Origin of the sequence: Nostoc sp. TCL240-02 (assembly GCF_013343235.1) — a bacterium.
Lineage (GTDB): Bacteria > Cyanobacteriota > Cyanobacteriia > Cyanobacteriales > Nostocaceae > Nostoc.
The window spans coordinates 2,968,935-2,989,422 of the sequence record NZ_CP040094.1 but is presented as its reverse complement, the minus strand read 5'-3'; the positions used below and the strand labels follow the sequence as shown (position 1 = coordinate 2,989,422).

General features: G+C 40.2%; 19 protein-coding genes, 4 pseudogenes and 1 riboswitch. Of the genes and pseudogenes, 14 read left to right on the top strand and 9 right to left on the bottom strand.

The window, feature by feature from the left end; all coding sequences use genetic code 11:
* Positions 1-250: 250 nt before the first annotated feature.
* Together FBB35_RS12755 and FBB35_RS12750 are read left to right on the top strand one after the other, a co-directional pair.
* Complete coding sequence (locus FBB35_RS12755; RefSeq protein ID WP_174709929.1) at positions 251-904, top strand: MotA/TolQ/ExbB proton channel family protein; 654 nt, start codon at positions 251-253, stop codon at positions 902-904.
* Positions 888-1,289 carry a biopolymer transporter ExbD gene (locus tag FBB35_RS12750; RefSeq protein ID WP_174709928.1) on the top strand — a complete coding sequence of 134 codons (402 nt, stop codon included), beginning with the start codon at positions 888-890 and terminating at the stop codon, positions 1,287-1,289. The genes FBB35_RS12755 and FBB35_RS12750 overlap by 17 nt, the downstream gene beginning before the upstream one ends.
* 88 nt (positions 1,290-1,377) lie before the next feature.
* Here FBB35_RS12750 and FBB35_RS12745 read toward each other — a convergent pair.
* Positions 1,378-2,142 (bottom strand): annotated as a pseudogene (locus FBB35_RS12745) (thioesterase II family protein).
* A gap of 66 nt (positions 2,143-2,208) precedes the next feature.
* Between FBB35_RS12745 and FBB35_RS12740 the strand changes: the two are divergent.
* Positions 2,209-2,397, top strand: a complete 189-nt coding sequence (locus tag FBB35_RS12740; RefSeq protein WP_174709927.1) for a hypothetical protein — start codon at positions 2,209-2,211, stop codon at positions 2,395-2,397.
* Positions 2,398-2,520: 123 nt separating this feature from the next.
* Here the strand turns inward: FBB35_RS12740 and FBB35_RS12735 are convergent, their stop codons facing one another.
* Positions 2,521-2,721 carry a hypothetical protein gene (locus FBB35_RS12735; protein WP_174709926.1) on the bottom strand — a complete coding sequence of 67 codons (201 nt, stop codon included), beginning with the start codon at positions 2,719-2,721 and terminating at the stop codon, positions 2,521-2,523.
* A gap of 585 nt (positions 2,722-3,306) precedes the next feature.
* Between FBB35_RS12735 and FBB35_RS12730 the strand changes: the two genes are divergently transcribed.
* Positions 3,307-3,564: a hypothetical protein gene (locus FBB35_RS12730; RefSeq protein ID WP_174707962.1), complete on the top strand. Its 258-nt coding sequence runs from the start codon at positions 3,307-3,309 to the stop codon at positions 3,562-3,564.
* Here the strand turns inward: FBB35_RS12730 and FBB35_RS12725 are convergent.
* The 4 genes and pseudogenes from FBB35_RS12725 to FBB35_RS12710 all read right to left on the bottom strand — a co-directional run bounded on the left by FBB35_RS12725 (position 3,557) and on the right by FBB35_RS12710 (position 6,112).
* Complete coding sequence (locus tag FBB35_RS12725; RefSeq protein WP_254625934.1) at positions 3,557-3,739, bottom strand: hypothetical protein; 183 nt, start codon at positions 3,737-3,739, stop codon at positions 3,557-3,559. The two genes, FBB35_RS12730 and FBB35_RS12725, sit on opposite strands and share 8 nt — an antisense overlap.
* Positions 3,740-3,829: 90 nt before the next feature.
* A pseudogene (locus FBB35_RS12720) lies at positions 3,830-4,658 on the bottom strand (IS5 family transposase).
* Positions 4,659-4,884: 226 nt separating this feature from the next.
* Positions 4,885-5,274, bottom strand: a complete 390-nt coding sequence (locus FBB35_RS12715) for a DUF1634 domain-containing protein (RefSeq protein ID WP_174709925.1) — start codon at positions 5,272-5,274, stop codon at positions 4,885-4,887.
* Position 5,275: 1 nt separating this feature from the next.
* Complete coding sequence (locus FBB35_RS12710; protein ID WP_174709924.1) at positions 5,276-6,112, bottom strand: sulfite exporter TauE/SafE family protein; 837 nt, start codon at positions 6,110-6,112, stop codon at positions 5,276-5,278.
* Positions 6,113-6,684: 572 nt separating this feature from the next.
* On the opposite strand from FBB35_RS12710, the gene FBB35_RS12705 reads away from it, so the two are divergent.
* The 3 genes from FBB35_RS12705 (at position 6,685) to FBB35_RS12695 (ending at position 9,986) form a co-directional block, all read left to right on the top strand.
* Positions 6,685-8,007: a D-alanyl-D-alanine carboxypeptidase gene (locus FBB35_RS12705; RefSeq protein ID WP_174709923.1), complete on the top strand. Its 1,323-nt coding sequence runs from the start codon at positions 6,685-6,687 to the stop codon at positions 8,005-8,007.
* Between the two features lie 68 nt (positions 8,008-8,075).
* Positions 8,076-8,777 (top strand): response regulator transcription factor, encoded by a 702-nt coding sequence (locus FBB35_RS12700; protein WP_174709922.1) that lies wholly within the window; start codon positions 8,076-8,078, stop codon positions 8,775-8,777.
* A gap of 447 nt (positions 8,778-9,224) precedes the next feature.
* On the top strand, positions 9,225-9,986 hold the full coding sequence (locus tag FBB35_RS12695) for a type I restriction enzyme HsdR N-terminal domain-containing protein (RefSeq protein ID WP_217481710.1): 762 nt from the start codon (positions 9,225-9,227) through the stop codon (positions 9,984-9,986).
* A 67-nt stretch (positions 9,987-10,053) separates the two neighbouring features.
* Here the strand turns inward: FBB35_RS12695 and FBB35_RS12690 are convergent, their stop codons facing one another.
* The 3 genes and pseudogenes from FBB35_RS12690 to FBB35_RS34640 all read right to left on the bottom strand — a co-directional run bounded on the left by FBB35_RS12690 (position 10,054) and on the right by FBB35_RS34640 (position 14,455).
* The gene (locus FBB35_RS12690; protein ID WP_302480985.1) at positions 10,054-10,305 is read right to left on the bottom strand and encodes a ribonucleotide-diphosphate reductase subunit beta; all 252 of its coding nucleotides are present in this window, start codon (positions 10,303-10,305) and stop codon (positions 10,054-10,056) included.
* Positions 10,306-11,012: 707 nt separating this feature from the next.
* A pseudogene (locus FBB35_RS12685) lies at positions 11,013-13,268 on the bottom strand (ribonucleoside-diphosphate reductase subunit alpha).
* Between the two features lie 82 nt (positions 13,269-13,350).
* Positions 13,351-14,455, bottom strand: a pseudogene (locus tag FBB35_RS34640) (DUF4351 domain-containing protein).
* Positions 14,456-14,725: 270 nt separating this feature from the next.
* A riboswitch (cobalamin riboswitch) is annotated at positions 14,726-14,869 on the top strand.
* Positions 14,870-15,240: 371 nt separating this feature from the next.
* Between FBB35_RS34640 and FBB35_RS12675 the strand changes: the two are divergent.
* The 7 genes from FBB35_RS12675 (at position 15,241) to FBB35_RS12645 (ending at position 20,285) form a co-directional block, all read left to right on the top strand.
* Positions 15,241-15,495 carry a hypothetical protein gene (locus FBB35_RS12675; RefSeq protein ID WP_174709921.1) on the top strand — a complete coding sequence of 85 codons (255 nt, stop codon included), beginning with the start codon at positions 15,241-15,243 and terminating at the stop codon, positions 15,493-15,495.
* Positions 15,496-15,517: 22 nt separating this feature from the next.
* Positions 15,518-16,519: a methyltransferase domain-containing protein gene (locus FBB35_RS12670; RefSeq protein WP_174709920.1), complete on the top strand. Its 1,002-nt coding sequence runs from the start codon at positions 15,518-15,520 to the stop codon at positions 16,517-16,519.
* 115 nt (positions 16,520-16,634) lie between these two features.
* Positions 16,635-17,693, top strand: a complete 1,059-nt coding sequence (gene cobW / locus FBB35_RS12665; RefSeq protein ID WP_174709919.1) for a cobalamin biosynthesis protein CobW — start codon at positions 16,635-16,637, stop codon at positions 17,691-17,693.
* Positions 17,677-18,141, top strand: a complete 465-nt coding sequence (locus tag FBB35_RS12660) for a hypothetical protein (protein ID WP_174709918.1) — start codon at positions 17,677-17,679, stop codon at positions 18,139-18,141. Before cobW ends, FBB35_RS12660 begins: the two co-directional genes overlap by 17 nt.
* An 18-nt stretch (positions 18,142-18,159) precedes the next feature.
* Positions 18,160-19,020, top strand: a complete 861-nt coding sequence (locus FBB35_RS12655) for a bifunctional 2-polyprenyl-6-hydroxyphenol methylase/3-demethylubiquinol 3-O-methyltransferase UbiG (RefSeq protein WP_174709917.1) — start codon at positions 18,160-18,162, stop codon at positions 19,018-19,020.
* Between the two features lie 5 nt (positions 19,021-19,025).
* Positions 19,026-19,481 (top strand): hypothetical protein, encoded by a 456-nt coding sequence (locus FBB35_RS12650; RefSeq protein WP_174709916.1) that lies wholly within the window; start codon positions 19,026-19,028, stop codon positions 19,479-19,481.
* 333 nt (positions 19,482-19,814) lie between these two features.
* Positions 19,815-20,285: a hypothetical protein gene (locus tag FBB35_RS12645; RefSeq protein WP_174709915.1), complete on the top strand. Its 471-nt coding sequence runs from the start codon at positions 19,815-19,817 to the stop codon at positions 20,283-20,285.
* Positions 20,286-20,488 lie beyond the last annotated feature (203 nt).

Genomic DNA, 20,488 nt, shown 5'->3' with positions numbered 1-20,488 from the left:
CAATCCATTATTTTGAACAACAGTAGCAGCCAGAATTAACGGAAACTCTAGATTCTGGCCCTTAACTTCAAACTCTTAACTTCTTGTTAGAGAACTCCAAAAAATAAATTGCCCAATTTCTGGAATCAAAATTATTATGATTAAATTTGAAAAAATTATCATTAGATTTTAAATTTTCTTGAGAAAAAGTTTTAGCTTTTTTCTCTATTCTGCCAGTCTTACAATGTGTTGTTAATGACCTTTAAAGAACATGGAAATTCAAAATCTGTTTGCAGCAGGTGGTGTGGTCATGTGGCCTCTGTTGGCGTTTTCGGTATTGGGTGTGGCACTGATTTTCGAGCGGATCAGGTTTTGGGTAAGAATCAATCAACGTCAAAGCCGCGTGGTGCGCGATGTTTTGAATCTCTACCGTCTTGATAATGTTGTCGGTGCAATGGATAAACTTCAGAAAAATGCAGATTTGCCACTCGCTCGCATTTTTCTAGCGGCTTTAGAATTAGAGGAGCCAAATCCAGAAGAATTTCGTTTGGCGTTAGAAAGCGAATCGCAGGCTGAGATACCTGTGTTAAAACGTTTTCAAAACATTTTCGAGACAATCATTAGTCTGGCACCTCTGTTGGGTCTTCTCGGCACAGTATTAGGATTGATAGCCTCCTTTGCTTCCCTAAATCTTGGTGACGTAGGAGGTAGCAAAACAACAAATGTTACCGCCGGGATTAGTGAAGCTTTGGTATCAACAGCATCAGGATTGATAGTTGCTATATTCATACTCATGTTTGCCAATACCTTTCGGGGATTGTATCAAAGGCAAATTGCATTAATTCAAGAGTATGGGGGACAGTTAGAATTACTCTACCGTCGTCGTTATGAAAGAGGAGAAAAAACTTATGCGTCTACCAGATGAGCCAGAACTTCCATTACAGATCAACATCGTGCCGATGATTGATGTGATTTTTGCAATTTTGACATTTTTTATCATGTCAACTCTGTTTTTGACCCGCTCAGAAGGCTTACCAGTAAATTTACCGAAGGCTAGCACAGCGAAACAACAGCAAGTTCCCACTAAAATTACCATTACGGTAGATGACAAAGAACAGATAAGTCTGAACCGTAAACCAATTGCAGTTGATGATGTGACAGAGCAAATACGCGCTTTAGTTGGTTCTAATCCAGACGTGTTGGTGATTATTAATGCTGATGAGAAAGTTGATTATGGTCGAGTAGTAGCGGTGATGGATCGGGTTCGTAAAGTTGAAGGGGCAAAGTTAGCGATCGCTACCCAAAAATAAAAGTAGAAATATTGTACATCAGAAGTTCAGAGAGTCAGGAAAATTCGATATTCTGACTCCTAACTCCTTTTTCTCTAATAACTAATATTCAGCTACCCTTACGCATCTGCAATTCTTGATATATAAGTTTAAATAATAATTCTTGGTGGGAATGGATGAAAAAGTGGTCGCCGTTGAACTCATGTAATGAGAAAGCAGCGATGGTCTGTTCTCGCCATGCTTGCAAAGCTTCATGACTAACGTCTTGGTCTTGCAAACCACCAAAAGCAGTAATAGGACACTCCAGTGGCTGTTTTGGAGTGTAAATATAAGTTTCTAGAACTGCAAAATCTGCCCGCAAAATCGGGAGAAATATCTGCATTAGTTCCTCGCTTTATAGCACTGCTTTGGGTGTACCATTAAGACTGCGTAGCTCGTTCTGCAAATCATGGTCTGATAGGATGTGGAGGGGTGGTTTTATGGGTGGCAATTGCGGCGCACGACGAGCAGAGATGAAGAGGTGAAAGGGAGTAAGATTATACTGAGAGCGGAGTAGACGGGTCAACTCGAAGCTAACTAATCCGCCCATACTGTGACCGAAGAAGGCGAATGGTTTGTCTAAGTATGGCATGAGAACTGGAGCGATCGCTTCCACAAGAGGTTCTAATCGCGTTAAGGGTGCTGACTGAATCTGTCTTCCTCGTCCGGGATATTCCACAGCACAGACTTCGACATTACTCGGTAGATTATTAGGCCAGGTGCGAAAAATTGCTGCGCTACCACCAGCGTAGGGGAAGCAGAATAAACGCAAGTTTGCTTGCGAATTTGGTTGGGGACAGATAACCCAGGAATTGAAGCTTGGTGGAGTTGTCATAATAGAGCTTAGAGTTTGATCGCACAACTCTGCTTTAATTTTTAAATATATTTATTGAATAATCTTATGACAGGAATGGAACCTTGGGCGATATCAGCCGTTAGCGGTGTCGCCGCTATGTTTTTCCAAATCGGTAGTCAGGTTTTAGGAGTATTGGGCAAAACCCTGGATGAAAAAACCAAGAAAACAAGCAGCAGTGCGGGTAGTCATCCCAAACCTGAGAAGCAATTGAGGCGCAGATGTTGTTGGTTCTAGGTAGTTAAGCAACAATAAAAACATGAAAAGATAGCCAGATAAACGCTCCATTAGTTCATCACAACAGGCTAAAGATACAAAAACTCGAACCTTTACAACAATTTTGCACTGGGAAGAGGATGTTTATTTAGCTGAATGTCCAGAGGTGGGAACCGCCAGCCAAAAAGAGACGATAGAAGAAGCGCGACGATCGCAATACTGTTCGGTTAAGGCAAGAGACGCAATAAAAGAGACGCGATAAATCGCCGTCTTTACAATAATCAGTCCTTCATAGAGACGGCGATTTATCGCGTTTTTGGGATCTATAGGATATATTATTTTCATCAAATAATCTTAACTGAAACGTATTGGAAGCGATCGCGAATTTACAAGAAGCAACGGAACTTTATTTAGAAGAGTTTCCACTTTTTGAGACAGCACCTCATCGGTTGCTTTTTTAATGTAAGTTGATGCATTAATAATGTAAGCTGATGCATTAACAATGCAAACTGACGCATTAACAATGTAAGCCGATGCATTAGCATTCTAGGGTATCGCCAAATTTAATTTGCTACAAATTAATGAAATGCTCCACTAAGTTTTGTCGTTATGAATGCAGGGTAAGCGTACCAAATTTGTCGTCGCTCAAAGAAAAATCGGAAATTCGGTACCGCCATTGCTTGCATATGCTGTAGGAATGCAAGTTAGAGAACATCTAGAATGCAATATAACTTATCAGATTAAGTGCCAAAATTGGCAGAACTGCTTATTTTTACCAATTTGTTGCAATTTTAAGAATATATTCGTTTTTGTCAATGAAATGCTGTCTTTAAGCCAATACGGTTCAGTTAGCGCCAAAAAACTTAAACTGCGTAGGTTGGGTGGAGGCAATACTTCTCGCTTTGTGCATTTTTAATTCGGAATCGGATTTTGGGTAAAGGGTACTGGGTTTGGGTTAAAGGTTTTTTCTTTCCCCTTCCCCCTTCCCCTTTTCCCCTTAACCGAGAAGTATTGGGTTGTGATGTTATCTTGGCTAAATTAGATGATAAAAGATCCTTTGACCGTTGGTTATTGCCAATGGCAGGCGGCCCTAACTCCAGCCAAGCAATTAAGTTATTACCTGCTCTAGCTTCTTTAAGTACATCGCCCCAAATCAAGCTATGTCAATTTTTCCAGCCTACTAACTGATTCCTGACACAACATTTACTTGTTTAATATCTTTTTCTTCTAGTGCATCTGCAACACTTTCACTTAACGCACTCGTCCAGTTATCCAAATCTACTTGTCGCGATCGCATAAAGTAATCATGGAACGACCACAGGATATAACCTGCCGTGAGTGAAGTTCCAAAAGCTGTTAGCATCAGGTATGTGCCTAACAACTTGGCATAAATTAGACCTCTTGCAAAAAAGTTTTGTGGTATGGTAGAGGGTTGACTAAATCCAAAAGAAATTTAGGCTTCTTTTTGAATTTCGTAATTATAAATCCCAGCAATTAAATGACAGCGCTCTTCCATTACGTTTCCGACGATTGCGGTAGCGCTGACTTAAAATCAGAAAAACTTTTAAACAAGTTCAATCACTACTCGACGACTCGCTAAAGCGCGGTTGGATCGCTTTTGTTCCTTGGTTAACTTACCTCCTTTAGGTTTCTTTTGAGGTAAGTGACTATTAGTGTGTAGTTTAGAAATTCCTTGGTAGCCACTGTCTTCTAAGCTTTCGGTTTCGGAGTGAAAACGAACCTTACTCTCTATAAATAGAAATAGTTTGTAGTCATGTTTGCGACCAGAACCGTTTACAATACAACGAATTTCTTGGGTTGTTAGGTCAATTATCAATTGAGATTTGAGAGTATGCCGTTTTTGTTTACCACTATAAAAGCGTTTTTGCCCGTGTTTCGGACGTTCAATTTGACTCTCTGTTACATCCATCACAGCTGTTTTTGGTTTCTGTGATGAGATCAACAAGGACTTTTTTCCTTCTAAACGGAATTTTCCAGAACTGATTAATGTGCTTTCAACCCAATGTACTATGCGGCAAACCGAAGATTTAGGATACTTGCCAGTCACTAGCAATCTGGAAGTAAGTCCGATATTCTCTCCAATACTGTAGGCAAACCAAAGCTTGGTCTTCCAAGCCTAGCTTGTTCGGATAACCTCGTGTTTGCTTAAAACTGGTTGTATGTTCTAACACCTTAACCATCTCATCGAAAGTACGTCGTTGCACCCCGACCAAACGTTTGAACTGCCGATTCGATAACTTTTTTGTTTGCTCATATCGCATAAGTAGTATTGATTCAAGCGACAAAATCCAACATCATACCATAAAATATTTTTGCAAGAGGTCTATTGAGTATCCGCTTACGATCGCTAGAGCAAATGCATCTAAAGCACAATGATCCTTTAATACTTGGGTTTGGGCATTTGATGATTTTGTCATAAGAGAGACAGGAGTATGTATTCTTTATACAAGAAGTAACATAAGTAATACTAAGCCAACTTAGACCTATCTAAGAATTTTCTCCAATGAGACTGTAAATCAGCCCAGCTAGTACAATTAGAGTCACAATCACATACGTATAATCTTTTAGTCGAACAAAGGCTAACAGAGAAAAAACCACTCTCATAACTGGAGTAGCAATCAGTAGCAGTAGTCCTAGTTGAATAATGCCTCGGTTACGACCTGATAATATTGATGTTTTTACCCCGGCTGGAGTGCGAAATTCTGCTGGTTCTCCCCGAAAGAACTGGTAATTAGGAACCTCAGTCCCGTGGCGAATTAAGTACAAAATTCCACCCGTTAGAACCAGAACAGTAGTAAGGATGACCCCGACTCTTAACAGATTGCCAATAAATTGCTCAAATCGCTGCTCAAACTTAGTACGTCTGTTTAGAACCATTTTAAAGCCTCCCAGTTAGACCTTTGTAGATCATTTCCAGCGCCAGTACCAAAATCACACCATTGAAAATATTCCGCAAAAGTTGTACCCTGGCTCTGACAAGTACTCGCGCCCCCAATACAGCACCACACAGTACTCCCAACATTACTGGCATTGCTAATCCGGGGTCGATATAACCTCGGTTTAGATATATTCCCGCACTAGCTGCTGCTGTTACTCCAATCATGAAATTGCTGGTAGTTGTGGAAACTTTGAATGGAATATGCATTATTTGATCCATTGCCAGCACCTTGAGCGCTCCCGAACCAATACCTAGCAAGCCGGAAAGTACACCAGCTATAAACATTAGCCCAAATCCAAAGGGAACACCATGCACGTTGTAAGATTGTTCTCCCGTAGAAGTTGGATAAGTACTATTTAACTTCAAGCGTGTTGCCAAGGGATCTGGCGGTAAATTATCGATGTTTTCGGAGTAGGGTTTACGAGATAGGTACGCACTATAAAGTAAAACAATCCCAAACACAATAGCGATCGTTCCAGTAGAAATCTTCGCTGCCACAACCGCTCCAGCTACAGCGCCAAAGGTTGTCGCTATTTCTAGGAACATCCCTAGCCGCATATTAGTGTAACCTTCCTTTACATAAGCAGAAGCTGCTCCACTAGATGTAGCAATCACAGATACTAAAGAAGCACCAATAGCATAGTGGAGATCCACTCTACAAACTACAGATAAGAAAGGAACAATTACTACGCCACCACCCAAGCCTGTTAAAGCTCCTAAAAATCCAGCGCTCAAAGAGCCAAACCATATTAATAGCGAAAAATCCAGAGTATTCAAGGTTTATTCTCCACTATTTGGTTTTATGGGTAAAAACACCGATTAGTTTCACACTGGTTAGTTGCTTTTACTTTAGATTTTTTCATTTATAAAAACAAATATTTTTTCTTATTAATTTAATAAAATTTTTTAATTATATTGTATATATTAAGCATTGAAAAACTTATCAAAATGACAAATTATTTATAGTCTATTCTAATAGTTTTTTATCAAATTTATAAAACAGATATATAACCAGATAAACTACTGTAAAGCCAGCCAAATATAGTAGTTTTTTGAAAATCACATTTATGCCATAACTTGGTCATAACTCTGTCATAAATATGTCACAAATGGCTGCTATCTTGTGGATGTTTTCTTAACAGATATTCTCTACATTTGATCAGATATGCTCTTTTTTATAGTCTCAAGTACAGCTTGCAGTGAAGCTGGTGAAGTAAATACAAGTAAAAATTCCTGACTGTTGGCATCTTATTGATAAGGCTGATTCATAAGAATTGAAAAGCCGAATTATAAGACAAAAAAATTTAGCATAGCAAATAACGTAATCCCATATTAGAGAGGAATAAATTATGCTTGAGTTATTAGGTTCAGGCTTAGTAAGCCTGTGGCTCGGAAAAGCTGGAATCCAAATCAATTATTTAGATGCTTTAGATGCACTAGCTTGGCAAATTAGTCCTAGCTTGGTTCTTGCCTCAGATCCGAATCCATCTGGAAACACTACAGTGCAAGAATATCTTCAGAAGCTAATAACATCAAAACTGATAGCACAGAATTTGAAAGAAAACCAAGGGATTTGGATACAGTCAGGGCCAATACTTATGGCTAATCACCAAGGTACAACACCTCTGCCAGCTGCGTCTTTAACCAAAATTGCTACCTCATTAGTTGCTTTCAAAACCTGGGGACCAGACCACCAATTTGAGACTTTGGTAAGTGCCACTGGGCCAGTAGTAAATGGGGTATTGGAAGGTGATTTAGTCATAGCTGGTGGTGGAGATCCAATGTTTGTTTGGCAGGAAGGAATAGCTTTAGGAAATACTCTCAATCAAATAGGCATCAAACAAGTAAAAGGAAATTTGGTAATTACTGGTAACTTCGCCATGAATTTTCAGCGTTATCCATTCTTGGCAGGTCAAATGCTCAAACAAGCACTAAATTATGCCAGATGGAACCGCTCTGTTATTTTCCAATACTCAACTATGCCCAAGGGAACACCAAAGCCACAAGTCATAATTACGGGTACTGTTAAAGTAAATTTACAATCCACTCTCCAACAAAACTTATTAGTCCGTCATCGGTCTTTGCCTTTACAACAATTGATCAAGGAGATGAACGTTTTTAGTAATAATGATATGGCAGAGATGCTAGCAGAATCAGTGGGAGGTTTTAGTGTAGTCCAATCAACAGCCGCTAATCTGGCTGGAGTACCACAGTCAGAAATTCAATTAATCAATGGTTCTGGACTAGGCCCAGAAAATCGCATTTCTCCTAGAGCAATTTGTGCAATGTTCATGGCGCTAGAGCGGGAAGCAGTCGCTCATCAGATGAATTTGGCTGACTTATTTCTCACTTCCGGGTTGGATCATCGGGGGACAATTCACCGCAGACATATTCCTGTTGCGACTGTAATTAAAACTGGGACATTGCATGATGTTAGTAGTTTAGCTGGTGTGATGCCCACACGCGATCGCGGTTTGGTCTGGTTTGCAATCCTCAACCGTGGCACAAACCCAGCAGGTTTCCGTTCTGAGCAAGATAAACTGTTGCAAAATTTGATGAAACAGTTGCAACTACCTCAAGTAGTTCCTAGTATCCTAACTCCTCACTTAGCGATGAACTCTTTACCTCAAATCGGTGTAGACAGTCGGAATGAAATTATATTTAGAAACTAGCCTTTTCAAAAGTTATTTTTCTAAAAAATATAGTATTATCTATTTTTTAATATAGAAATATTATCACAATGCGTATTTTGGTAGTCGAAGATGATGTTCAGCTAGCAGAGATGCTAATGGAAGCTCTGACTGACCGTCAATATGTGGTAGATATAGCCCAAGATGGAGAGGAAGCATGGGATTGTATTAAAGTGTTGGAATATAATTTGGTGGTACTAGATATTACTTTACCCAAGTTAGATGGTTTGAGTTTTTGTCAACGGTTGCGATCGCCTACATCAAAGCATACCTTATCGCGCAACATTGCAATACCTGTACTCATGTTAACAGCACGCGATACCCTTGGTGACAAAATTACTGGGTTGGATGCTGGCGCAGATGATTATATGGTCAAACCTTTTGAAATGCCAGAGTTAATGGCTCGTGTTCGCGCCCTGTTGCGCCGCAATAGTGCCGCAACATCTTCTTCAGATTTTGGTTGGGGTAGTTTGCGTTTAAATTCCAGTACTTATGAAGTCACTTATGCTGACCAGCCTTTACATCTAACACCTAAAGAATTTGCTCTTTTAGAACTAATGGTTTCTAGCGGTCGGCGGGTGCTAAGTCGAGCCGGCATTATTGAACGCATTTGGTCACTTGATGACCCTCCGAGCGAAGAAACTGTTAAGTCTCACATTAAAAGTTTACGGTATAAACTTAAAGACGTAGGTGCTGCCGATGATTTTATTGAGACAGTTCATGGACTAGGCTATCGCTTAAAGCAGCTTTAGGAAAATACCCGATTTCTACCCGATATTTACCTTTTATCTTTACAACTGATTGTTATACTTCAATTACATTACTGAAATTAACCTCTTTTTTTACACTAGAACACTATTATTCTCCAAATCAATTTAATTATTGGTTTGGAGAATTTTAATTTTTATCTAACTAAACTATCGCAGGTATAATAGCAGAGATAATCAGAAACCAGATTTAAAGTTATGCGATCGCGCTGTGCCAGTAAAAATACCTGCCCTAGCGAATGGAATTCGCGGCTATACAGACAAAACCGACCTCCGTGGGTTTCAAATTCCTAGAGTCCGCGTAGGCGGACTTCTTTGCAAGACGCTATTCGCGTTTGTTTGTGTAGCCGCGATTTCTAATCGCTTTTGGTTTATTTGAATGCCTTGATAGCGTATGCTGTATCAAACAACTCTTGACTTGGAAAAGTACGAATGTCCCTGATATCGCAAGGATTAGCTAAAGATTTAATCAAATTTGATGATGAGCAAAAGTATATCACTTATGTTCATCAAAAAAAGAAAAGAAACTTTGAAAAGCCTGAAGAGCAAGTACAGGCGGAGACTTTTCTTAAGTTGATTTTGATCTATGGCTATGACCCAAAGCGGCTGCGGCTATTTGTGCCTGTAACGATGGGAAGTACTGTTAAGGAAGCGGATATTATTGTTTACAACGACGATCAATGTTTATCGCCTCATATTGTTGTTGAGTGCAAAAAACAGGAAATCTCAGAATTAGAATTTACTCAGGCAGTTGAACAGGCTTTTAGCTATGCTGTGGCTGAGGGTGCGAAATATGTTTGGGTGACTTCGGGGATTAAGGATCAGTATTATCAAGTTCCGACAGAAAGGCCGAAAGAGCGTATTGCAATTACTGATATTCCTCAGTATGGTGTTGATAAACTTGCAAGATATAAGTATGCCAAGGGCGGCGGATCTTCTAATGGACAGAAGTTATTTGAGTTAGAGATTGTTGCTGAAGATGAATTAACTCGTCGATTTAAGCAAGCGCATCAATCGCTTTGGGGCGGTGGTGAACTTAATCCTTCTAGTGCATTTGACGAACTAGATAAGCTGATTTTTTGTAAGATATGGGATGAGAAAAAACCGCGTAAAAAAGGAAGTCCCTATGATTTTCAATTATTTAGTATCAGCGAAAATGAAGAAGAAAATGCTGCCAAAAGGAAAAAACGATAAAATGAGGAGTTAAGCGATCGCATTAAAGCTCTTTATGAGGAAGGGCGTAAAAAAGACACTGAAGTTTTTAAGGATGATATTCGGTTAGAACCACCGTCTCAATAATGTATTGATAAGATTGATTGTGCATTGCTTCTTGGGAAATTTGTTCTGCCATGCACAGCGCGATTTCTGGTGCAGTCACGCTGTTTTTAATGTGAGGCACATTACAGGTTTGCACTGAATCGAGAAACGTCAGGTAGCTAAGGATGCCATCAAATGCACGTCGTTCTCCAGGTGTGAGATTGACGTAATCTGTCACATCTTGAGTAATGTCTATTTTTTCAGGTCATTTGTGTTCAGCAAAGTTCGCTACACCCTGCCCGCTTTTCAAGCTGCTACATATCACTATGTAGATCGGACTATATCATCATCCTCTGATTAAAAGAGTCCCCCGCTTCGACAGTCAATCGCTTACTGCTTACTCTACTGCAAACCTTGGCTTGCCTTTCGATAGTCTCTACACCTTCCGACTTTTCGGTCAGCTTGGCACGGTATTGTCTGTGATGTAAAATCCGGTGGCAATTTGAACACAAAAAGATACATTTGTCGAGTTTTTTAAACACTTTATCTTTCTTCAGCATCAACATATCGGATAAAACGTACTCTTTATCTGAACCGTCAATGTGATGAAAATCAAAGGCAGCTATTGTGTCTTCTGTAGTATTAAAACCACATTGAGCGCAACGTCCTCCTTTGTATAAGCAGAACTCAAGCTTTCTTTTGTTCTTGAAGTTAGCTGCCCTGTACTGTCTTAGATATTCTCTGTTGTAAGCAGTCTTTTTTTCTTTATTCTGCTCAACATAGGCTTTGACAACAGCTTTACCCTTTTCAGTTGCATAGTATGATTGCTTGTACTCGCAAACACACTCTTTGCACCAAGACGTGACTCCATCCTTTCGTCTAGTGTCTTTGTAAAACTCGGAGAGAGTTTTTACTTTGCCAGTGAGGAATGATAATTAATAATTGTTTACTGATGACTAATGTTCAGCTTGTACAAGCAACACATTGCTCGTTCGATTCTTTGAAACTATCTTTTTGGACAGTGCGAATATAGTAGATTGCTTTACAACCCAATTCCCAAGCCAGCATTAGGGTTTCAAAAATATCAAAAGCGGTGAGAGAACGCTCAGGTTCGTCGGGGAAATAAACTCCAGCGTTGAGATTAAACAGTAGTTCCATTGAAATTCCTGTATCAATCCATTGTTGGATTGTGGCGATCGCCCGCACCACTTTTTTCTGATCTAGTGTCTTATTTTCGACATAGAACCATAGATTATCCCGAATGTAAGGTGGTGCGATGGGTACTGAACCCTTTGCCCACTTTTCATAAAAGAATTTGCTGTAAACGGGTAAAACACTGGCTGTACAACCCTGAACTAAAGATGAAGAAGTATTGGGTGCGATCGCTGTAATATGTGAATTGCGAATACCATGTTGTTTGATATCCTGACTCAATTTTGCGAAGCATTCTGGAAGACTAGCGTGTTGCAAAAACCATTGCACAGGTTTTGCTCCGATTAAATGTCCCTTGCTCCATTCACTACCCGCAAAAGCAGGATATGCACCTCGTTCCTTAGCAAGGTACATTGATGCTGCGGTGCAATAGTAACCGATATCTTCAAATAAATCGCTTATTTTCTGAAGATGGGTATAGGTGAGACGACGTTTTGCTAACCAGTCGGCTAATCCCATACAGCCTACCCCAATTGTGCGATATTTGGCGTTGTGAGTGGCACTGACAGCAAAGGGTGGTGAGGTGAGTTCAATGGTGTTATCTAATATACGTACTGAAATCTGACAAATCTCTGGTCGCTGCTCATCCTCTAAATTTGCGAGATTAATACTTACGAGATTACACGTATGACTCTCTTCTCCAGGTTTCACATTTGACCACGATTCTTGGCACAGATTTCCACCTGGAATATAGCCCTCATGCTGATTGGGATTAGCTCGGTTCGCGGTATCTTTAAACTACAGGTAAGGCATCCCGGTTTCTAACTGGGTTCGCATCACCTGTTTAAGTAAAAGACGAGCATTCACCCGTTTGTAAAGTGTAATCTCACTGTCTAAACTGGCTTCGATTTGAAGATAAGCCTTTTCAAATGCTTCACCCCAAACTTTTGCCAATTCAATGCCTAAACGAGTTCGTACCTCATAAGGATCAACTAATGTCCATTCTTCATCTGCTGCTACTCGCCGCATAAATTCATCACTGACAACCAGTTGTGGGAACACGTCATAAGCTTTGCGTCGCCCGTCCCCATTCTCTGTTTGCATTTCCAAAAATTCGGGCAAGTCCAAATGCCAAATATCCAGACTGACGGTGACAGCACCTGCTCTGCGTCCACCTTGATTAACTGCTACTGCTGTATCATTCAACAACTTAATCCAGGGAACCACGCCACCAGAGGCGTTCTTCTTCCCCATTACCCAACTACCAGTAGCCCGAATGCGAGACAGATTTACGCCCACGCCGCCACCATTTTTAGAAATCCGAGCCGCATCATGAATACCATCAAAAATGCTTTCTAAATTGTCGTCCATCGCCGTAATGAAACAGCTGGCTAGCGAACCATTGGGAATCCGCAAGTTCGCTAAAATGGGGGTTGCTAAGGATATTTGACGACGAGCGATCGCTTCATAAAATTGCTTTGCCCAGGTTAATCGAAACTCTTGTGTTTCCACGGAGGCAATCAATAACGCACAAGTTAAAAATGCTTCCTGTGGTAGCTCATTCGCCAAAAGATATCGCTTCGTCAGTAATACTGCTCCGGCATAATCATAGTCGGCATCCCAGTCAGGATTGATCCAAGTGTTAGCAATATCTAATTCTGCGTCCGTGTAGATTAAAATGCGGCGATCGTATTCTCCTGACAAAACTTTTGTTTGTACAGTCCGAGCATAATAACCGTACTGATAACCACGGCTAACTGTTATTTCTTTCCACAAACTCCAAATATGTAATCGCCCTGCTACATAGCGCCAATCAGGTTCTTCAGGACTACACAAATCCAAAGCACAGCGAATTAAATTATCTTGAATTTCTCTTGTGGTAATTCCAGGACGCAATCGAGTTGTCAGATGTGCTTCTAGAGCAATAGAATTTGCTGAAAGTCCGCAACAAGCCCAATTAACTACTGTGCGAATTTTATTAATTTCTAACGGTGTTGTCGAACCATCGCGACAAACAACATAGATATCCGTTTTGGAGTCCTCAAAAAGTGTGGATGAAGCTTGCATACAAGATGTGTTGATGAATTGTAGAAAAATAATTGCAAAAATGGAAAATAATTGTTAACTAGGTTTTGTAAAAAAACATTTTCTATGTTGTTTGATTTGCTGCCAACCAGTTAAGTAAATCTTCAATAGCTGTAAAATCTAACAAAGCTTCACCAAGTGATTCTAATTGCTCTAAAGAAAGAGTTTGAATGCGCTCTCGAACCTCTTGAGGTAACTCCCCTACTTGTCTTTGTAGTAGCCGTAGTACAAGAGCTTGTCCTTGTTCCTGCTTTCCTTCTTCCTTCCCACGCTCGTAGCCAATGCGTTCGCCTGTGGTAATGTAGCTCATAATCCGCTCCTGCTCAAATTGCTTAAACTCTTGCCAAAATTCTGCTTCCAAGGCTTTTGGTAAAATCATAACCCAATCAATAAATCGGTACAGGTTACGAATATCCCTTTCCTGTAATCCTAATTCATACAACCGGCGAATTAAGCTAAATTTCCAAGTTTTACGTTCTCCTAGCTTTTTACTTGTTTGCTGTGTTTTCAAATGCGCGATGACTACGGTTACAAATGGGTTGTCACTGGCTTCTAATTCTGCCCAATTATTTTGATAATCTAAAAGCTTGACGATGCCAAATTCAAAGTTACGTTCTCCTAGCTTTTTACTTGTTTGCTGTGTTTTCAAATGCGCCATGACTACGGTTGTAAATGGATTGTCACTGGCTTCTAATTCTGTCCAATTATTTTGATAATCTAAAAGCTTGACGATGCCAAATTCAAAGTTAAGCCTAGTATCGGGGTAATTATAACTATATTGATTTGGTCGCCATGTCAGGTCAGGATCGCACAAAATCGCCAAACTAATTGCAGGTTTGGCAAATTTATCAAAAATTCGCAGGTTGTAGGAAAACATTCTTTCTGCAAAAATGTCTTCTGATTTTGCCTGAATTTCTACATGGATTAATAGCCAAATTTCTTGTCCTTGAATTTGCCATACTTTGACTAATTTATCTGCATATCGCCTACCTTGTTCAGCTTCACGAGCTATTTGCTGAAATTCCTTATCGAGAAATTCGTGGGGGCGTTCCCAATTAATTAATGCTGCTGTTTGGGAAAAGAAAAATTGCATTGCTTGGGGAAAGTAAGCTTCTAAAATTTCTTTCCACGGACTATCATTAATCTGCTCTTTCAAGTTCCTCGGTCATCGGTTGATTGGTAGATGGTGGACTGACAAATGAATTAAGATTTTTAACAATTTTTGCCTAAGTTATGAAAATGGTCTACAGAATAATGCCAGCGCTATGTCAGCAAACGCTGGCAACCCGAAAAAGTTTGTTGGGTTGAAAATTTCTAGAAGAATTGTCCAATAAAAATCCAGAGCAAGCTTTGGTAAAGAATGAGACTTGCCCCGATTAATGACGAATGCCAGTATAGATCGACCATTGATTTTTATGCAAGCAAATCACAGTTGTGTTAGTATTCAGATTAATCTCGGTTCTAGTGGGGAACAGCCACTAGAGGAAAGGGGGAAAGTTCGGTGTAAATCCGGCGCTGTCCCGCAGCTGTAATCAAGGCTAGCCTTGTGAGTCAGAATGCCCGCCGAAGTGAACTTGTAAGTTTTGTACATCTGCGAGGCACAGATAAGTATTTTTATGAAAATTTCTACAACTACTCAGCTTTACGTTCTCATAGCCCCACATATCAAAACGCTACAGATTACGACTTTCTATGAGAGGGTAAGCGATTAATTTCCGGTACAAATTGTGTCTTGAGATGCAGCGATCGCTATTGCTACTCCAGATGAGAGTATCGCTTGCAAATAATCACAGCAACAAAAAAACGTTGTATTAAATAACAGATAGAAGTTGTTAAAAACAGGTAATAAATGGCGTGTATGACGTATATATTCCTGTGACACTACTGAATAAATGCTTTTTCAATTACGCATAGAAATTGCTAATTTACTAGACTAATACTTCAGTTAATTATCATGCCGAAATTCTATCTTCACCGAACTGGGAAGATTCCTACTGCTATTCATCCCTTTGTTAAACAAACGGCTCTGCCTCAAGGCAAATACAAGCCCAGTCTACTGCAAGAGAAAATTATTCAAGATGTTCAAAACATTGCAATGTCGATGTATCGGATGATTTATATTGCGATTGCCGACCTTGGGCGGTTAGTCCATCGCTCGCCTGATTCAGCACGAACAGCAATGAGTAAACCGTTAAATCGACTCAAATAGTTGTACAGGAGCGTTCAAAAAAATGTCAACTTCATTATATTTTGTAATTGGTTTTCTTCTGCTTTTAGTAATTGGAATTGCAGCTTATCTCCTGACTGCCCGCAAGTATCAATCCTCAACCACAGTCGCCAATTCCTACGATCAATGGACTCTTGATGGCATCGTAGAGTTTTATTGGGGGGAACACATTCACCTTGGTCACTACGGTTCGCCACCACAACGAAAGGATTTTTTGGCTGCTAAATCTGACTTTGTACATGAAATGGTTAAATGGGGTGGTTTAGATAAATTACCCCCTGGTACTACCGTCTTAGATGTTGGCTGTGGAATTGGGGGTAGCAGCCGGATTTTAGCGCGGGATTATGGATTTGCTGTCACAGGGATTACCATCAGCCCACAGCAGGTGAAACGCGCCCAGGAGTTAACACCCCAAGGGCTAAACGCCCAGTTTGCGGTTGATGATGCAATGGCATTGTCGTTTCCAGATGCCAGTTTTGATGTAGTCTGGTCGATTGAAGCAGGCCCCCACATGCCAGATAAAACCGTTTTTGCCAGAGAATTAATGCGGGTGCTAAAGCCTGGTGGAGTGTTGGTTGTGGCTGACTGGAATCAGAGGGATGACCGCAAAAAACCTCTAAATTTCTGGGAAAAACCAGTAATGCGGCAACTTCTCGATCAGTGGTCTCATCCAGCTTTTTCCAGCATTGAAGGCTTTTCCGAGCTTTTGGCAGAGACTTCCTTAGTCGAAGGGGAGGTAATTACGGCAGACTGGACAGAACAAACGCTTCCTTCTTGGTTAGATTCTATCTGGCAAGGAGTGGTTCGACCAAAGGGATTGGTGTGTTTTGGTCTATCTGGTTTCATTAAATCTCTGCGTGAGATGCCGACGTTTTTGTTGATGCGTTTGGCGTTTGGTGCAGGGCTGTGCCGATTTGGAATGTTTCGGGCTGTACGGGGGAATGGGAGTACAGAATTGATGGACAGAAACTTTGCCAACCAAAATCCCTCAAGCTTGGTTCGGTAGCGATCGCAGCTAGTTATAAATATTTGGATTTTAACGCTGGCAACATTGCATGATATCTGCGGTTAAAACTTCTTTCTTGCGATCGCAAGATTAATCAACAAACGACACACTTTATATGCAAAAAATTCCCGTCACAGTAATTACAGGATTTCTAGGCGCAGGCAAAACGACGTTAATTCGCCATTTACTGCAAAACAATGAGGGACGACGCATTGCTGTTTTGGTGAATGAATTTGGAGAAATCGGCATTGATGGCGAACTTTTACGTGATTGCCGAGTATGTGACGATGAAGAAGATTCCAACAGTAATATTGTTGAACTCACCAACGGTTGTCTGTGCTGTACGGTGCAAGAAGAATTCCTCCCAGCGATGCAAGAATTACTTCAGCGACGCGCCAGCCTTGACTGTATGTTGATTGAAACCTCTGGACTAGCACTGCCAAAACCATTGGTGCAAGCATTTCGCTGGCCAGAGATTCGCACAGGCGCTACAGTGGACAGCGTAATTACTGTGGTGGACTGTGAAGCGTTGGCAACTAATCAATATGTAGGCGATTTAGCAGCCCTCTTGGCACAGCGACAAGCCGACTCTAACCTAGAACACGAAACACCTATTGAGGAACTGTTTGAAGATCAACTGGCTTGTGCTGACTTGGTGTTGCTGACTAAGAGCGATCGCGTTGATGAAAAAACGCAAGTTAGGGTGCAAGAATGGCTAAGGCAGAACTTATCCCCTGGTGTAAAAGTCATTCCTTGTCAGGATGGTAAAATCAGTGGCGATGTGTTGCTTGGTTTCAATGCTGCGGTAGAAGACAACTTGGATAGTCGTCCCAGTCACCACGACAACGAAGCCGAACACGAACATGATGAAGGGATTAATGCAGTACAACTACTACTAGACCAAGCATTTGAGCCGTCTGTTCTAGTCAAACGCTTGCAAAAATTGGTGCAACAGCAAGAAATTTATCGAATTAAGGGATTTGTAGCAGTTCCGAACAAAGCCATGCGTCTAGTATTACAGGGAGTTGGTAATCGATTTGACTATTTTTATGATCGCCCTTGGCAACCCCACGAACCCCGTCAAACGCGATTAGTATTGATTGGACGGGAGCTTGAGCAGGTTCGCATTGAGTCAATTGTGTTGGGGGAGGAAGTCAATGCGACCATCCAATAGTGTTTGGCAAGGAAATTTCGGCTACTGGCAAAACAGCTTTATCCATAATAATTTACTGGTAATCGGTTACACAGGATGGAAGGGATTTCAGTCATTTGGGCGGGGAGTTGTTATTTGTGATGTGGATACTAAAGTTACTCACCCTACAAATACAAGTCTTGATACAGTTCCCTTCACCCTGCAATTTCTCCCCTCTGATTTGATTGGATTTTACTTGCGTTCTTTTCAGGATGGCGGAGTCATATCGCAATCAATGTGTTCATCCATGATTTCATCAATTTTCCCTGCGATCGCAACATACAATCCCCATCAAGATATTCTTCTGGTGCTAAAGGCGGAACCTCAGATTGAGGTTAATTTTTTACACCAACTAAAAATTACTCCACCCGATTGCTACGAACAAGTTTGCAAGCGATGGTCAGAATTTAAACCAAGTTTAATGCCCTAAAACTTACTTTAGTCCTCAATGCTCAAGCCAAAATCAAGCAATATTTCCAAAGCAACTCGCTACCAAAATGCAGCGATAGATTATTACATAGGACTCACAAATTCCGACTATCTCCATTACGGCTATTGGGAGCCACTACCTGCTGTGGGTGAAGAATTAACTCTAACTCGCCTGCGTGTGGCGCAAGTTGCATATACAGCGAAACTTTTGAGTTTTATCCCAGAAGGTATAAAAACTGTGCTTGACGTAGGCTGCGGGATTGGTGGGAATGCGGCATATTTGTGCGATCGCGGTTTCAGTGTTGAGGGATTAGCACCTGACGCACTCCAGCAAGAGAGGTTTATTAAAAATACCAACGGTCAAGTACCTTTTTACTTAACGAGATTTGAAGATTTTCACAAATCATACTCCTACGATTTAGTTCTGTTCAGCGAAAGCAGCCAATATATTGCTGTTGACGATTTAGCTCAAGGTGCGGCTCGTTTACTGGATAGTGGTGGCTACCTGCTGCTTGCAGACATGATGCGTTTCGATGCCGAATACCAAGAAGGTATTTTTTCTAATTGTCATGTCGCCAGTGAGTTTCAAACAGCGTTGATACAGACTGGATTCAAGTTAATTAAGACTGAGGACATCTCCACTCAAGTTGCACCAACGATTGACTTGTGTGTTGATAACTTCCGTACTTTTGGGCTGACTACAGTTAAATATATTGCTGATGTTGTGGCGATCGCACTTCCTCCATTATACTCACTCGGTCGTTGGGCATTTAAGCGCTGGCTAGAAAAGTTAGTTGTCGAGGGATTAGCAGCACGCGCAATTTTTGAGAGCCATTTATGTTATGAAATTCAACTCTGGCAGTTATCAAAAGGAGTTTAATCAAAATGACCCCAGAAATAAACATCCAAGATTGGCAACAAGCTTTTATCGCCACCAATATATTAGCAATTGGTTACAACACTTGGATCGGTTATTCAGGAGGAGAACGTGGTGTCGTGATTTGCAGCACCAATTCTCCGCATTTAGGTATGGCTGGCGAAACATTTAAAGCGCATTTTATCCCGCGTAAAAACCTTGCAGCTTTCTTAAATGCTTGGTTAGCAGCACTCGATACCGTCTTGTTACAAAGACACTTCATGAATGCTCATATTCTCGAAACTGTAGATAAGTATAATCCCCAAAAAGATGTTGTATTTTTATTGGATTACAGTCATCAAGCTGGATTTTTCTATTTAACTAAATTACCAATCACACCACCCCAATGTTACCAAACTGTATGCAAAGAATGGACAGAATTCCAACCTCAGCACACCCTCTCAATAGGAGCAAAAACACAATGATACTTATCCAAAATAAAAAATTAGCTTTCTGCGAATTGAGATGTATAGAGCTTTAATAGCAGAGTTTAAGGCTCAAAAGCTCCAGTCTTAAAAACTTCAAAATTATTTCTCCTAATAGTGGGTAAAAAGATTTTATCTATTTACCCAATTTCAATATGTTTATCATTAATGAATGTTTTTGATTAACTGTAAAAATTCATTAACAAACTCTCATGATTACTGCTGGATATATTGATATTTATTGATAAAATAATTAAAATTTAATTTGGATGCTAAAAATAGACTGACATTTAAATTTTCAGGTGTTAAGGTTATGCAGTCCAATAGCATATTATGGAGAAAATATTGCAAAAATTGCCTCTAATTTTACTTATAGGCTCAACATTTGTTAGCTCGTTGCTACTGAATTTATTCCTAGAGAAATCCGCAAAAGCAGATAATCCCAATCAGCAGAAATTACCTGAGAATATTTCCACAAATAATGCTCATACAGTCACTTTAAATTGTCAACGTCAAAACTGTAGTGGAAATACTCATCTAGCAACTTTCAATCGCTTTTTTATGGCAAAAGCCGATAATCTTCAGGCTGATAATCAAAAAGTGATAGAACTAAATATGACAGATGAAGAAAGTGATGCTGCTATCACTAAATTTGGCTGTGACTGTCCGAAAGCAATAAATGCGTTACGTCAGACAAGGGAAATCACTGTTGGAGTTGAAGGTGAGTATCTTTCACCAGTAGAGAAAATCACACCCTGTACAGATAAAAAGACACAGACTGATTCTCAATCAACTAATACTTAATAGTAAAATCCCAAGTTAATGTGTGCTTCTAGAGTAATTTGTGAAAGCTTTATCAACCCGTTTTTTTTAACGGGTGTGAAGTTAACTATACTAACTTTCATAAAGCTAACTCTATATTCACTTTATCAGTTTTAATTTACTATCTAAAATCCTTGACATTACATTTTTTCTTACTTATGATTCTCAATCAGTTCTGATTTAAT

What these genes read in the sequence shown, in the direction of transcription:
- FBB35_RS12755 (WP_174709929.1), top strand. Translation starts at nt 251, where the DNA reads ATGGAAATTCAAAATCTGTTTGCAGCAGGTGGTGTGGTCATGTGGCCT.
- FBB35_RS12750 (WP_174709928.1), top strand. Translation starts at nt 888, where the DNA reads ATGCGTCTACCAGATGAGCCAGAACTTCCATTACAGATCAACATCGTG.
- FBB35_RS12740 (WP_174709927.1), top strand. Translation starts at nt 2,209, where the DNA reads ATGACAGGAATGGAACCTTGGGCGATATCAGCCGTTAGCGGTGTCGCC.
- FBB35_RS12735 (WP_174709926.1), bottom strand. Translation starts at nt 2,721, where the DNA reads ATGAAAATAATATATCCTATAGATCCCAAAAACGCGATAAATCGCCGT.
- FBB35_RS12725 (WP_254625934.1), bottom strand. Translation starts at nt 3,739, where the DNA reads ATGCTAACAGCTTTTGGAACTTCACTCACGGCAGGTTATATCCTGTGG.
- FBB35_RS12715 (WP_174709925.1), bottom strand. Translation starts at nt 5,274, where the DNA reads ATGGTTCTAAACAGACGTACTAAGTTTGAGCAGCGATTTGAGCAATTT.
- FBB35_RS12705 (WP_174709923.1), top strand. Translation starts at nt 6,685, where the DNA reads ATGCTTGAGTTATTAGGTTCAGGCTTAGTAAGCCTGTGGCTCGGAAAA.
- FBB35_RS12700 (WP_174709922.1), top strand. Translation starts at nt 8,076, where the DNA reads ATGCGTATTTTGGTAGTCGAAGATGATGTTCAGCTAGCAGAGATGCTA.
- FBB35_RS12695 (WP_217481710.1), top strand. Translation starts at nt 9,225, where the DNA reads ATGTCCCTGATATCGCAAGGATTAGCTAAAGATTTAATCAAATTTGAT.
- FBB35_RS12675 (WP_174709921.1), top strand. Translation starts at nt 15,241, where the DNA reads ATGCCGAAATTCTATCTTCACCGAACTGGGAAGATTCCTACTGCTATT.
- FBB35_RS12670 (WP_174709920.1), top strand. Translation starts at nt 15,518, where the DNA reads ATGTCAACTTCATTATATTTTGTAATTGGTTTTCTTCTGCTTTTAGTA.
- cobW (WP_174709919.1), top strand. Translation starts at nt 16,635, where the DNA reads ATGCAAAAAATTCCCGTCACAGTAATTACAGGATTTCTAGGCGCAGGC.
- FBB35_RS12660 (WP_174709918.1), top strand. Translation starts at nt 17,677, where the DNA reads ATGCGACCATCCAATAGTGTTTGGCAAGGAAATTTCGGCTACTGGCAA.
- FBB35_RS12655 (WP_174709917.1), top strand. Translation starts at nt 18,160, where the DNA reads ATGCTCAAGCCAAAATCAAGCAATATTTCCAAAGCAACTCGCTACCAA.
- FBB35_RS12650 (WP_174709916.1), top strand. Translation starts at nt 19,026, where the DNA reads ATGACCCCAGAAATAAACATCCAAGATTGGCAACAAGCTTTTATCGCC.
- FBB35_RS12645 (WP_174709915.1), top strand. Translation starts at nt 19,815, where the DNA reads ATGGAGAAAATATTGCAAAAATTGCCTCTAATTTTACTTATAGGCTCA.